Genomic DNA, 13,127 nt, shown 5'->3' with positions numbered 1-13,127 from the left:
GGGCGTTCTCCCTCATCCCAGGGTCGTGGTCGAGATCGACCCGTCGCGTTGGACGACCACCACGTCGGAGTCCCGGTCCGTCCGCAGCACGGCAACTGCCTCGTCGGCGAAGTGGTCGAGCAGGCTCGGAGCAGGATGCCCGTACGTGTTGTCCGCGCCTGCCGAGACCACGGCGACCTTCGGCTCCAGGGCAGCCAGGAAGCGCAGGTCCTGGTGACGGCTCCCGTGGTGCGGAACCTTGAGCACGTCCACCCGCACGTGGTCGATCAACCGTGCCAACTGCCGCTGGGCGGGGGGTTCGATGTCTCCGGTGAGCAGGATGCGTACGCCCCTCACCTCGGCCTGCAGGACGAGGCTCGCGTCGTTGGCCGACTCCCCTGCTCCCCTGCCCCTGCCCCTGTCGCTGTCACCGTCGCCGTCGCTGTTGCTGTCACCGAGAGGCCAGACCTGTCGCAGCGCCACGTCACCCACCACCCGGTCGACGAGGTGGTGTCCGACGGTCGGCTCCACGCCGTGCTGGGCCAGCACCCGATCGACCTCCCGCGCCCGATCCGGGGGGTCGTCGAGCGGAGAGACCAGGACGGTTCCGACCCGGCGCCCGGCGAGAACCCCCTCCAGCCCGTCGACGTGATCGGCATGGAAGTGCGTGAGCACCAGCAGCGGCACTGCGTCGATCCCGAGTCGGGCCAGACAGCGGTCGACTGCGCGTGGGTCGGGCCCGGCATCGACCACGACGGCCTGTGCCTCAGCGGCACGGAGCACCAGGGCGTCCCCCTGCCCGACGTCGCAGGCAGCCATCACCCAACCGTCAGGAGGCCAGCCCGGGGCAGGGGGACGCATCAGCACCACGACGAGGACCACGCTCACCAGAGGCACGGTGATCAGCGGTCGCGCCAGGACCGTCGGCGCGACGAGGGCAAGCAGGCCACTGAGGACCACCAACGCAGTCAGTGCCGCCGGCGTCGTCCCCCACTCCACTGCCGGGGTGGCGAGGCCCGCACCCCACTGGGCCACGGTGATGATCCACTGGACCGCCCAGGCACCGGGCAGGGCAACCCACTGTCCCAAGGGCACCCAGATCACCGCCAGGCAGCCCCCGAGCAGACCCAGCACGGTGACCGGCGCAACGGCTGGTGCCACCAGCATGTTGGCCAGCACCGCGACCAGACTGACCTCCCCGGAGAGGGCAGCCACCACGGGGGTGCAGGCCATCTGGGCGGCGGCCGGCACTGCCACCGCGTCAGCGGCCCACCGAGGCATCCATCGGGCCAGCGCCTCGCTCCATGTCGGCGCCAGCAGCAGGATGCCAGCGGTGGCCAGTACCGACAGTGCGAATCCAGCCGTCACGGCCAGCGCCGGTTGCCAGCAGAGCAGGACCACGACGGCCCCGCCCAGACATCGCACTCCGCGTCCCCGACCGTTGCGCGCCATGGCCAGGGCGCCGATGGCTCCCATGGTCGCGGCCCGCACGACGCTCGGCTCGCCCCGCGCCAGGAGCACGAACCCGGCAATGGCGGCGGCGGCCACCACGTACCGTCCACGGCCACGGACTCCGGACCATCGCGCCAGCGCCACCAGGCACCCCAGCATCAAGGTGAGATTGGTGCCGCTCACGGCGAGCAGGTGGGTGAGACCGGTGGTCCTGAAGTCTTCGGCCAACCCGCGATCCAGCCCGTCGTCGTCCCCCACCACCAACGACGGAACGAGGACTCGCTGGTCCTGGGTCCGCGTGGCGACCGCGTCCCTGATCCCAGCGCGCACCACTTCGGCGACCCGCCACCACACGTCCGGGGTCGCCTGCACCTCCGGGTCCCCGCGCGCCTTGAGCAGTGCCCCCGCTCCCTCGGCATCGGGTGTCAACGTGCCACGTCCCGCCACCCGAGAGCCCAGTCGGACCTCACCCCAGGAGGTGCCGGCGATGGCAACCACGCGCGTACGAACCCGCCAGGTGCGCTCACGCCACGAGATCTCGTCGACCCGGATGCGGACGACGACGGAGTCGGCGAAGGTTCCTTGCACGGTTCGTGGGTCGCTGACCACGATGCCGACGATCTTCACTCGCTCCTGCTGCGCAGCAAGCTCGACCACCACCCCGGCGGCAGTGTCCGCGGTCCGGAAGGCGGCCCCGGCGAAGGCCGTGCCGAAGACGAGGAGAACCGCTGTGGCCGTGACCAGGTCATGCAGACCGCGGCGCGCACGCTGCAGGAGTCCGAGTCCGGCCCCGACCACGCACATCCCTGACAGGGTGAGCAGTAGATCCCCGGGCCGTTGGATCCCCCAGAGCGCACCCAACCAGGCAGCCACCCCCAGGAGCGGCAGCCGCAGGTCGACCGCGGCCCTCGTGGACCGCTCCACGCCTCAGACCGAGACCAACGGAGCGAGGCGTTCGAGGGTCACCTCACCGATGCCGTCCACCTCGAGGAGGTCCTCGACGGCCGTGAATCCTCCGTGTCGCTCACGCCACTCGACGATGGCAGCGGCCGTCACCGGTCCGACTCCGGGCAAGGTCTCCAACTCCATCGGACTGGCACTGTTGAGGTTCACCAGCGCACCCGTGGGCGAAGGGGGTGTCCCGGGGGCCGGCGCTGCCCCCACGCCCGTGGCCGCCGATCTCCCGACCAGGATCTGTTCGCCGTCCAGGAGACGGCGCGCCAGGTTCAGGGAGGTGAGGTCGACTCCGCGCTTCGCGCCCCCCGCGGCGCCAATGGCGTCCACCACCCTGGAGCCCGCCGGCAGCACCACGATGCCCGGTCGACGGACCTTCCCTGCGACGTCGACCACGACCTCCTCGACATCCCCGGGCGGGGCGGCCTCTTCGGTCGGACTGCCCTCTGCATCGCGTGTGGCAGTGGGCTCAGCGGGCTCGGACGCACCCGGTGACCCACCGGGCTCCGAGCCTGCGAAGGAGGCCGAGACAGGGGTCAGGACGGCCGACTCCTTGGCTCCCAACATCCACCAGCACGTTGCGCCGAGCGCAACCGCGACGAGGACCGCGACCCAGGTCAGGTGAGCGCTGCTGAACCGCGCCCGCGCTCCGGCGACCGGGGAGATGAACCACCCCGGGACCGCTGCGCTGATTCTCGCCGGAGCACCCCGGAGTCCGCGACGGGCGGCGTGGCGACCCGGAGCCTGCACCAGTGGTGGCAGCTCGTCCTCCCCTGTCGCCGGCTCCTCCACCGCACCGAGATCCATCGCCCCGACCACCGCGACCGGCACAGGCTCGATCTGGACCGGATCGATCTGGACAAACTCGACCGGGGCAGGCTCGACCGGACCAGGCTCGACCGGACCAGGCTCGATCGAAACAGGGGGAAGTTCCACGGTCGCGCCCCTGCCAGCCACCCGGGTAGGGGGATTCCAGGGCGCCTTGCTGCCATCGTCCTGGACGCCAGCGGCCTTCGCGGTGTCCCACTCGGCGGCGAGCAGGGCGAGACGGCGGGCCACCGCCTGCTCGTGCTCCGGGGAGGGACGTCGATTGCGCATGACACGACCGTAGGGAAGATCGAGACCCTCGCGCTGGGAGTCGGTCCTCGCCTGTGGATAACTGCGTCAGGAACGGACGGCCAGAGAGCCGGAGACCATCCCGGGGCCGACATGGGCGCCCAGGACACCGCCGATCTCCAGGCAGGTCACCTCGCGCCCTGACAGGTTCTCCGTCAGGCGCTCGGCAAGGCGAGCTGCCAAGGTCTCGGCGCGCTCCGGGCTGGCGAGGTGGGAGATGCAGAGGTCGACCTGGGAGTCCCCGGCCGCCCGCACCAGGAGTTCCTCCAGACGAGCCAGGGCCTTGGCCGACGTACGCACCTTCTCCAAGGAGGCGACGCGGCCGTCCCTGATCTCCAGCAGGGGCTTGACCGACAGCGCCCCTCCCAGGAACGCAGCACCTGCCCCGATCCGTCCACCGCGGCGCAGGTACTCCAAGGTGTCGACGTAGAAGTACGACTTGGCCTGCGAGGCACTCTTCCGGGCGGCGCGGGCGGCGGCCTCCACGTCCGCACCTGCCGCCAAGGCGTCAGCAGCCGCCAGGGCAGCGAACCCGGTCGCCGCACCCACGTGCCGGCTGTCCACCGTGATCACCGGGACCGAAGCGTCCCTGGCGGCGAGCTGTGCGGACTCGTACGTCCCGCTCATCTCAGAGGAGAGGTGGACCGCGACGATCTTCTCCGCCCCCTCGGCGACAAGGGCCTCGTACACCTCGCCCATCGCGGCGGGCGAGGGACGTGAGGTCGAGACCGGCACGAACTCCCTCAGCGCCGCAGCGACCTGGGAGGGACGTGCCCCCTCACTGCCCTCGTCATAGACGTGGGAGCCGATGACGACCTGGAGGGGCACCACGAAGACCCCCCTGGCCTGCGCCAGGGCGGGCGGCAGGCAGGCGGTCGAATCCGTGACTACCACGGCACGAGCGGTCATGTGAGGACCCTAGTGCTTCACCAGGTCGTCACACGACGATGCTCACCAGCTTGGGCGCCCGGACGATCACCTTGCGCACCGTCTGACCGTCGAGCGCGCGTTGGACCGCGTCGTCGGCGAGGGCGAGGGCTTCGAGCTCGGAGTCGCTGATGTCGGGCGACACCTCGAGACGTCCCTTGACCTTGCCCTTGACCTGGACCACGCAGGTGACCGAGTCCTCGACCAGCAGCGCCTGGTCGACGACGGGCCACGTCACCCGAGCGACGGACGGCTGGTGGCCCAACCGCTCCCACATCTCCTCGGCCGTGTAGGGCGCGACCATCGAGAGCAGCATCGCCACGGTCTCGGTCGCCTCACGCACGGCCGGGTCCGCCCCACCGCACCCGGAGTCGATGGCCTTGCGCACGGCGTTCACGAGCTCCATGGTGCGCGCGACCATCACGTTGAAGCGGTGGGACTCCACCAGCGTCGACGCGTCGGTGATCACCCGGGCGGTGACCTTGCGCAGGGCCAGGTCGCCCGTCGTCACGTCGACCCCGGGCTCGGAGGTGACGTCCCCTGAGAGGCGCCATGCCCGCTGCAGGAAGCGCAGGGAGCCGGCAGGCGACACGTCTGCCCAGTCGATGTTGTCCTCGGGCGGGCTGGCGAAGACCAACGTCAGACGGACGGCGTCGACCCCGAACTCGGCCAACTGGTCACCGAGGTTGACGCCGTTGCCCAGCGACTTGCTCATCTTGCGGCCCTGGTTGAGGACCTTGCCCTGGCTGAGGTACGAGGTGAAGGGTTCGTCCCAGGTGATCAGGCCCAGGTCGCGCAGCGCCTTGGTGAAGAACCGCGCGTAGAGCAGGTGCAGCACGGCGTGCTCGTCACCACCGACATACAGGTCGATCGGGCCCCAGGCATCTGCCAGCTCGGAGTCGAAGGCCCGGGTCGCGTCGTGCGGGGAGACGTAGCGCAGGAAGTACCAGGAGGAGTCGACGAAGGTGTCCATCGTGTCCGTGTCGCGCTGCGCCGGGCCGCCACAGGTCGGGCACGTGGTGCTGACCCAGTCGGTCGCACCGCCCAGGGGCGAGGTGCCCTTCGGCTTGAGGTCAGCGCCCTTCAGCTCCGGCAGGAGGACGGGGAGCTGCTCGACGGGCACGGCGACCTCGCCGTCGACCGCGCAGTGGACGATCGGGATCGGGGCACCCCAGTAACGCTGCCGGCTCAACAGCCAGTCCCGCAGGCGGAAGTTGACGGTGCCGGTGCCGCGCTCGTCAGCCTCCAGGAGCTCGATCGCCCGGCGGATGCCTTCGCTCTTGTCGGCCAGACCGTCCAACGGGCCGGAGTTCACGTAGACACCGTTCCCGGTGGTCGCGACGTACGTCTCCTCCGGGTTCTCCTCGCCCGTGTCGACCACTCGACGTACGGGGAGGCCGAACACCTTCGCGAAGTCGAGGTCACGCTGGTCGTGCGCCGGGACGGCCATGATCGCGCCGGTGCCGTAGTCGGCGAGCACGTAGTCGGAGGCCCAGACCGGGATCTGCTCCCCGGTCACGGGGTTGGTGGCCGTGATGCCCAGGTCGACCCCGCTCTTGGGGCGGTCGGTCGCCAGACGGTCGATGTCGGAAGCCTTGCGGACCTCGACGAGGTAGTCCTCGAGCGCCTGGCGCTGCTCGTCGCTGACCAGGTCCGCGGCCAACTTGGCGTCCGCGGCCACCACCATGAAGGTCGCGCCCCACAGCGTGTCGGGCCGGGTCGTGAAGACCTTCACCGGCTCGTGCCCGGCGATGTCGAAGCTGACGTGGGCTCCTTCGGAGCGACCGATCCAGTTGCGCTGGGCGTTGATCACCTTGGAGGGCCACGTGGGCGCCAGGTCATCCAGCCCGTCGAGGAACTCCTGGGCGTACGCGGTCGTGCGGAAGTACCACTGGGTCAGCTCGCGCTTGGTGACCTCGGCGCCGCAGCGCTCACAGGCGCCGTCGACGACCTGTTCGTTGGCCAGCACGGTCTGGTCGACCGGGCACCAGTTGACCGGGGAGTTCTTGCGATAGGCCAGACCCTTCGCGTACAGCTGCGTGAAGAGCCACTGGGTCCACTTGTAGTACTCGGGATCGGAGGTGTTGAAGCGCCGCGTCCAGTCGAAACTCACGCCGTAGCGGCGGAACGACTCGTACTGGGTCTCGATGTTGGCGTAGGTGTAGGTCGCCGGGTGCTCGTCGTTCCTGATCGCGGCGTTCTCCGCGGGCAGCCCGAAGGAGTCCCAGCCCATCGGGTTGAGCACCTCGTAGCCCCGGAGCCACCAGTAGCGCGCGATCACGTCGTGCAGCGCCATCACCTCGGCGTGGCCCATGTGCAGGTCCCCGGAGGGGTAGGGGAACATCGTCAGCGCGTACTTCTTCTCCCGCGGCGACTCGTCGTCGGCGACGAAGAGCTCGAGCCGGTCCCAGACGCCACGCCACTTCGCCTCCATGGCGCTGGCGTCGTACGTCGCCTCGGTGCTCTCGGGCGCGGTCGTAGCGGCGTCGGTCTGCGGGTGCTCGCTCATCGTGTCTCCTCGTCAATGGCTGCGCGTCGCCTTCCGGCACAAAAAAACCCTCCGGGCAGGAGGGTCGCCACGTCGATCGCCGTGATCAACGTGGCTGGCCGAGAAGGAACGTCGTACGCATGGCCTCATCGTAGCCCCGCACCCGCAGGCCTGACGATCCGACCGACTCAGGCGAGCGTGGGGTCCTCTCCGACGCGGATGAGGACCTTGCCGAAGTTGCGTCCGACCAACATCCCGCGGAAGGTCTCGGCGGCGTTCTCGAGCCCCTCGACCACGTCCTCGCGATACCGGACCGATCCGTCGGCGATCCAGGCGGCCATCTCCCGCTCGAACTCGGCCTGGTGCTCGGACACGAACTCGTCCTGGATGAATCCACGCACCGTGAGGCTCAGCGAGAGGACCCGGCTCATGAAGCCCGGCAACCGGTCAGGTCCTTGGGGCGCCTCGGTGGCGTTGTAGTTGGCAACGAGCCCACAGACCGGGATCCGGGCGAACTTGTTCAGCCGGCGGGTCACGGCCTGGGCGACGTGCCCGCCCACGTTCTCGAAGTAGACGTCGATCCCCGCCGGTGTCGCCGCAGCCAGGTCGTCGACGAACGTCTTTGAGCGGTGGTCGACGGCAGCATCGAAGCCGAACTCCTCGACCAGGGCACGACACTTCTCCGGACCGCCCGCCACCCCGACCGCGCGTGCACCCTTGAGCCGAGCGATCTGGCCGACTGCTGATCCGACCGGCCCGGTGGCGGCGGCCACCACCACCGTCTCACCCGGCTGTGGGCGTCCGATCTGGAGCAGCCCGGCGTACGCCGTGAACCCCGGCATCCCGAGCACACCCACCGCGGTCGACAACGGGGCCCTCGCCGGATCCAGGAGCCTGGTGTGCCGCGCGTCAACCACCGCGTGCGTCTGCCAGCCCGTGTAGGCGAGCACGAAGTCACCAGGGGCGCTGTGTGGCGAGCGTGACTCGAGCACTTCGCACACGCAGGCACCGACCATCACCTCGCCCAGTTCGACCGCGGCTGCGTACGACTTCGCCGCGCTCATCCGGCCCCGCATGTACGGGTCCAACGAGAGGTAGACGGTGCGCAGCAGCACCTGCCCGTCCTCGAGGTCTGGCAGGTCAACGACGCGGGTCTCGAAGCACGCATCGTCGGGTTCCCCCACCGGACGGGCGGCCAGGATGATCTGGGTGCTCTGCATGGGAGGGAGGCTACGCCGGGCCCCCTAGAGTGGGGCGGGCAACACCGATTCACCGATCACACTCCACGAGCGAGGCTCACATGACCGTTGGACGAGACCGCGACGAGACTGGCCGCGCCCGTCAAGCCCGGCCCCGAGACGGTCTTGGCCGGCCGCTTCCATACGGTCAGCCAGGAGTTGAGCCGATCGACGAGACCCCCCTCCCCCCGGCCGAGACCTTGGCTCTGGCCCGAGACCTCCTGGCACAGGGTCGTCCCTTTTCGGCACACGAGACGCTGGAGGTGCGCTGGAAGAGTGGCCCGGCCGAGGAACGCGAACTGTGGCAGGGATTGGCCCAATTGTGTGTCGGCCTGACTCACGCGGGCCGCGGGAACCACGTGGGAGCCGAGCGACTGGTGGAGCGGGCCGCAGGGCATCTGGAGAGCTATCACGCGCGAGCGGGGACGACGTACGGGCTGGTGCTCGACGACCTCATCACGTGCGCGCGCGCCCGAGTCCGGCAGGAATGAACGCACCCGGTTCGACCGGGGCGTCAGGTCTGCGACACGCGACCTGACGGTGCCCCCATGCAGAAAGGCCGCCCGGAGGCGGCCTTTCCAAGATGTTGTGGAGCTGCGGGGACTCGAACCCCGGACCCCCTGCATGCCATGCAGGTGCGCTACCAGCTGCGCCACAGCCCCATCTCGCGTTTCTCAGCCTGTCGGCCGGGCAACGAGGAAGACATTAGTACATGGTTTCCGGCGAAGGGAAATCGGGGTGCGTTTTGCTGGAGCACCCCGGAACACGGCTCAGACGTGCCGGTTGAACGCCACCAGACGCCGCACTCCGGCCTGTCCTGAGTCGTCGACCAGGGCCCAGTGGCAGTTGCCGAGGGCGTGCAGTGTGGTGGCCGTCTCGGGAGCCCAGCCGAGCCACGAGGCCAACGACACCTTGATCGCGGCGCCGTGGGCCACGACGACCCCCAGCTCCCCCGGCGCCAGAGCCCTCAACGCCTCGGTCAGGGCGGGGACGAACCGCGCCACCACGTCCTCGCGCGACTCCCCGCCCGGCACGACGTCATAGTGACCTGCTCGATAGGCGGCGAACTCGTCCGGGTGGGAGGCGGCGTAGTCGCTCAGGGTGGTGCCGGAGCGTTCCCCCAGGTCGAACTCGCGCAACCTGGCATCGACCACGAGCGGCACTCCCGCAGCCGCAGCCACCCGCTCGGCCGTGGCGGAGGCTCGGACCAGGTCGGAGGACCGGACGAACGCAGGTCGCATGGCCGCGAGGACCGGCGCCACCTGCTCAGCCTGCACGACGCCGGTCTCGTCCAGCGGCACGTCGATCTGCCCCTGGACTCGCTGCGTGTGGTTCCAGGCGGTCTGACCGTGACGCAACACGAGGAGTCGTCGCGGCTGGCCGAGCAGTTCAGTCAACGGTGTCCTGGTCCTGGCCCGCGAGCTCCGCGACCGGAGTCTCGTCGGCCGCCCGCTCGGCAACCTCGGTCGGCGGAGCGATGTCGTCGGAGAGCTCGATCTCGGGGCAGTCGCGCCACAACCGCTCCAGGGCGTAGAACTCCCGCTCGTCGGAGTGCTGGACGTGGATCACGACGTCGGCGTAGTCGAGCAGCACCCAACGCCCGCCGCGATGGCCCTCCCGGCGCAGCGGCTTCTCCTCCATCTGCTCGCGCAGTTGGTCCTCGATCTCGTCGACGATGGCACGCACGGCACGGTCGTTGGGAGCCGAGGCGAGGACGAATGCCTCGGTGATGGCCAGGGTCTCACTCACGTCGTACGCGACGATCTTCTGGCCGAGCTTGTCGGAAGCTGCACGCGCAGCCACCTGGACGACATGGAGGGCGTGCTCGGTGACGCTCACGGGGATTCCTTCTGCTCCGCGGAGGACGTCCGGGAGTCGGTGTAGAGATGATGCTTGGCGATGTACTGCACGACGCCGTCGGGCACCAGGTACCAGACGGGCTCGCCGCGGGCGGTGCGCTGACGACAGTCGGTCGACGAGATGGCGAGCGCGGGAATCTCGATCATCTGGACACGATCAGCGGGGATCGCGTCGAGGGTGGCGGGGTCCATCTCGTAGCCCGGCCGGGTGCACCCCACGAACTGCGCGAGCTCGAAGAGCCCGCCCACGTCGCGCCAGGTGAAGATGTCGGCGAGGGCGTCGGCCCCGGTGATGAAGAACAACTCCGCGTCGGGCATCTCCGCACTCAGGTCACGCAAGGTGTCCATCGTGTACGTCGGCCCCTCGCGGTCGATGTCGACCCGGGACACCCGGAAACGCGGGTTGGAGGCCGTGGCCACCACGGTCATCAGGTAACGGTGCTCTGCGGGCGAGACCTCGCGGTCCGCCTTCTGCCACGGGTCCCCGGTCGGCACGAAGACGACCTCGTCGAGGTCGAACCACGCCTGCACTTCCGAGGCAGCCACGAGGTGGCCGTGGTGGATGGGATCGAACGTCCCGCCCATCACGCCTACGCGACGGGGACCACTCACTCAGCTGTGCTCGCGCCCGGCGCCGAAGGCCACCAGGATGGCCATCATCCCGAGGAAGAGCGCGAGGACCACGACGCCCACCACGTACGGGTTGACGCCGGCCCAGGTCTCGGACTCGGCAGCGGCCAGGACGATCTCGTTCAGCGACATGGGTCGATCCTACCGGGTCCTCGCGGTCTCAGCGGACATGCCCGTCACCCGTCACGACGTACTTGCTCGACGTCATCGCGGGCAGACCCATGGGTCCCCGGGCGTGCAGCTTCTGGGTGGAGATGCCGATCTCCGCACCGAACCCGAACTCGCCGCCGTCGGTGAAGCGGGTGGATGCGTTGACCATCACGGCAGCCGAGTCGACCGAGGCCGTGAACTGACGGGTGGCGGACAGGTCCTCGGCCACGATGGCGTCTGTGTGCCCACTGGAGAAGGTGCGGATGTGAGCGATGGCTTCATCGATCGAGTCCACGACCCGGGCCGAGATGTCCAGCGAGAGGAACTCGGCCGCGTGGTCCTCGGGCGTCACTGCCACGACCCCGTCGAAGTCGGCGAACGACTCGTCGCCGTGGACGGTCACTCCCGCGGCCTGAAGAGCCTCCACGACGCGGGGCAGGAAGAGCCCCGCCACCTCCTGGTGGACCAGGAGCGACTCGGCGGCGTTGCAGACGCTGGAGCGGTGGGTCTTGGAGTTCAGGACGATGGCCAACGCCTTGTCCAGGTCGGCTGACCGATCGACGTAGACATGGCAGTTGCCCACACCTGTCTCGATGACCGGCACCGTCGACTCCTCGACGACCGAACGAATCAGGCCAGCACCACCCCGCGGGATCAGTACGTCGACCAGTCCCCGGGCGCGCATCAGTGACTTGACGCTGTCGTGGGTGTCCCCGGGCACCAGCTGCACGACGTCCGCGGGCAGACCTGCCCGGACCACGGCCGACCGAAGGGCAGCGACGATGGCCGCGTTCGAACTCCGGGCACTGGAGGAACCGCGCAGCAGAACCGCGTTGCCGGACTTGAGACAGATACCGGCTGCATCGGCCGTGACGTTGGGCCGAGCCTCGTAGATCATGCCGACCACGCCGAACGGCACGCGCACCTGCCGCAGCTCCAGCCCGTTGGCCAGGGTGGATCCGGAGAGCACCTCGCCCACCGGGTCCGGAAGGCCCGCGACGTCGCGAAGTCCCTGGGCCATGGCCTCGAGCCGCGACCCGTCCAGACGAAGCCGGTCAATGATGTTGGGCGCAGTGCCGGACTCCTCGGCCCGGGTCACGTCCTCGCCGTTGGCCGCGAGGATCGAGTCGCCGGACTCGATCAACTCCTCCGCCATCGCCAGCAACGCAAGGTCCTTCGTGGCTCGGGTCGCCTGGGCGAGCGCGTAACTCGCCTCACGGGCTCGCAGGGCTACCTCGGTCACGTCGGCGTTGCTCATGTTGCCAAGCCTATGTCCAGGCCCGTGCCAGACCGGCAGGTGTCTTGCCGCCGACGGGTCCGGACATGACGAACGCCTCGCCACCGAGGTGACGAGGCGTTCGTACGGGTAGTGCGGTTCAGCCCTTGCGCGCCACGATCTGCTCGGTGGCTGCGGGCAGCACAGCGTGGAGGTCGCCCACGACACCGAAGTCAACCAGCTCGAAGAGGGGTGCCTCTTCGTCCTTGTTGACGGCGATGATGGTCTTCGAGGTCTGCATGCCGGCACGGTGCTGGATGGCACCGGAGATGCCCGCCGCGACGTACAGCTGCGGCGAAACGGTCTTGCCGGTCTGACCGACCTGGAACGTGTGCGGCTTCCAGCCGGAGTCGACGGCCGCACGCGAAGCGCCGACAGCGGCACCGAGCGAGTCAGCAAAGTTGTCGACGGGCTCGAAGTTGCCCCCGGTACCACGACCACCGGAGACCACGATGGCAGCCTCGGTGAGCTCGGGACGACCGGTCGCCTGACGCGGCTGCGAGGCCACGATCTGGGCGGTCTTGGCGGCGTCCGAGATCACCGGGGTGAACTCCTCGACCGCACCGGCACCGGCCGACTCGACCGGGGCGGCCGAGTTGGGCTTGACCGTGATGATCGGCGTGCCCTGCGTCACCTTGGCGGTGACCGTGAAGTTGCCGGCAAAGACCGACTGGGTGGTGACCGGGCCGGGCTGGACGTCCACCGCGTCGGTGATCAGGCCGGAGGAGGTCTTGATCGCCAGGCGACCGGCGACCTCCTTGCCTTCTGCGCTGGACGGGATCAAGACCGCCGCGGGGCTGGTCTTGGCGATCAACTGCTCGAGGGCCTCGGCCTTGGGAGCGACCAGGTAACCCTTGATCTGGGCGTCGTCGACGACGTAGACCTTGGCGGCCCCGTACCCCTTGACGGCGTCCGCGACCGCAGCACCCTGGTCAGCCGAACCGATGAAGACCGCGGACGGCTCCCCCAGACGGGCGGCCAGAGCGAGCAGTTCGTAGGTGGGCTTCTTGACCGCGCCGTCGACGTGGTCGACGAGAACGAGAACTTCAGACATGGAT

At 69.4% G+C, this 13,127-nt stretch carries 12 protein-coding genes and 1 tRNA gene; 1 reads left to right on the top strand and 12 read right to left on the bottom strand.

Features of this window, described 5'->3' with window-relative positions:
• Positions 1 to 12: 12 nt before the first annotated feature.
• The 5 genes from DNK52_RS15665 to DNK52_RS15645 form a co-directional block, all read right to left on the bottom strand.
• On the bottom strand, positions 13 to 2,355 hold the full coding sequence (locus DNK52_RS15665; RefSeq protein ID WP_110241975.1) for a ComEC/Rec2 family competence protein: 2,343 nt from the start codon (positions 2,353 to 2,355) through the stop codon (positions 13 to 15).
• A gap of 3 nt (positions 2,356 to 2,358) precedes the next feature.
• On the bottom strand, positions 2,359 to 3,483 hold the full coding sequence (locus DNK52_RS15660) for a ComEA family DNA-binding protein (RefSeq protein WP_204163583.1): 1,125 nt from the start codon (positions 3,481 to 3,483) through the stop codon (positions 2,359 to 2,361).
• A gap of 66 nt (positions 3,484 to 3,549) precedes the next feature.
• Entirely contained in the window at positions 3,550 to 4,410 is an 861-nt protein-coding gene (locus tag DNK52_RS15655; RefSeq protein WP_110241974.1) for a DegV family protein, read from the bottom strand.
• A gap of 28 nt (positions 4,411 to 4,438) precedes the next feature.
• On the bottom strand, positions 4,439 to 6,937 hold the full coding sequence (leuS, locus tag DNK52_RS15650; protein WP_110241973.1) for a leucine--tRNA ligase: 2,499 nt from the start codon (positions 6,935 to 6,937) through the stop codon (positions 4,439 to 4,441).
• 167 nt (positions 6,938 to 7,104) lie between these two features.
• Positions 7,105 to 8,136 carry an NADP-dependent oxidoreductase gene (locus DNK52_RS15645; protein ID WP_110241972.1) on the bottom strand — a complete coding sequence of 344 codons (1,032 nt, stop codon included), beginning with the start codon at positions 8,134 to 8,136 and terminating at the stop codon, positions 7,105 to 7,107.
• 80 nt (positions 8,137 to 8,216) lie between these two features.
• Here DNK52_RS15645 and DNK52_RS15640 point away from each other — a divergent pair, with 80 nt between their 5' ends.
• The gene (locus DNK52_RS15640; protein ID WP_110241971.1) at positions 8,217 to 8,645 is read left to right on the top strand and encodes a DUF309 domain-containing protein; all 429 of its coding nucleotides are present in this window, start codon (positions 8,217 to 8,219) and stop codon (positions 8,643 to 8,645) included.
• A gap of 98 nt (positions 8,646 to 8,743) precedes the next feature.
• Here DNK52_RS15640 and DNK52_RS15635 read toward each other — a convergent pair.
• From DNK52_RS15635 to DNK52_RS15610, 7 genes are all read right to left on the bottom strand, one after another.
• Positions 8,744 to 8,816, bottom strand: a tRNA-Ala gene (locus tag DNK52_RS15635).
• Between the two features lie 108 nt (positions 8,817 to 8,924).
• Entirely contained in the window at positions 8,925 to 9,551 is a 627-nt protein-coding gene (locus tag DNK52_RS15630; RefSeq protein WP_162598810.1) for a histidine phosphatase family protein, read from the bottom strand.
• Positions 9,544 to 9,993 (bottom strand): ribosome silencing factor, encoded by a 450-nt coding sequence (rsfS, locus tag DNK52_RS15625; protein ID WP_110241970.1) that lies wholly within the window; start codon positions 9,991 to 9,993, stop codon positions 9,544 to 9,546. The genes DNK52_RS15630 and rsfS overlap by 8 nt, the downstream gene beginning before the upstream one ends.
• Positions 9,990 to 10,625, bottom strand: a complete 636-nt coding sequence (nadD, locus tag DNK52_RS15620; protein WP_275426163.1) for a nicotinate-nucleotide adenylyltransferase — start codon at positions 10,623 to 10,625, stop codon at positions 9,990 to 9,992. Before nadD ends, rsfS begins: the two co-directional genes overlap by 4 nt.
• The gene (locus DNK52_RS16070) at positions 10,626 to 10,775 is read right to left on the bottom strand and encodes a hypothetical protein (RefSeq protein ID WP_162598809.1); all 150 of its coding nucleotides are present in this window, start codon (positions 10,773 to 10,775) and stop codon (positions 10,626 to 10,628) included.
• Positions 10,776 to 10,803: 28 nt separating this feature from the next.
• Positions 10,804 to 12,051 carry a glutamate-5-semialdehyde dehydrogenase gene (locus tag DNK52_RS15615; RefSeq protein ID WP_110241968.1) on the bottom strand — a complete coding sequence of 416 codons (1,248 nt, stop codon included), beginning with the start codon at positions 12,049 to 12,051 and terminating at the stop codon, positions 10,804 to 10,806.
• Positions 12,052 to 12,169: 118 nt separating this feature from the next.
• Positions 12,170 to 13,123 (bottom strand): electron transfer flavoprotein subunit alpha/FixB family protein, encoded by a 954-nt coding sequence (locus DNK52_RS15610; protein WP_110241967.1) that lies wholly within the window; start codon positions 13,121 to 13,123, stop codon positions 12,170 to 12,172.
• Between the last annotated feature and the right edge of the window lie 4 nt (positions 13,124 to 13,127).

The sequence above is a fragment of the Nocardioides gilvus genome (genome assembly GCF_003194605.1).
Classification (GTDB): Bacteria; Actinomycetota; Actinomycetes; order Propionibacteriales; family Nocardioidaceae; genus Nocardioides; species Nocardioides gilvus.
Note: the sequence above shows the minus strand (reverse complement) of the source record. Positions and strands in the feature narration are given on the sequence as shown.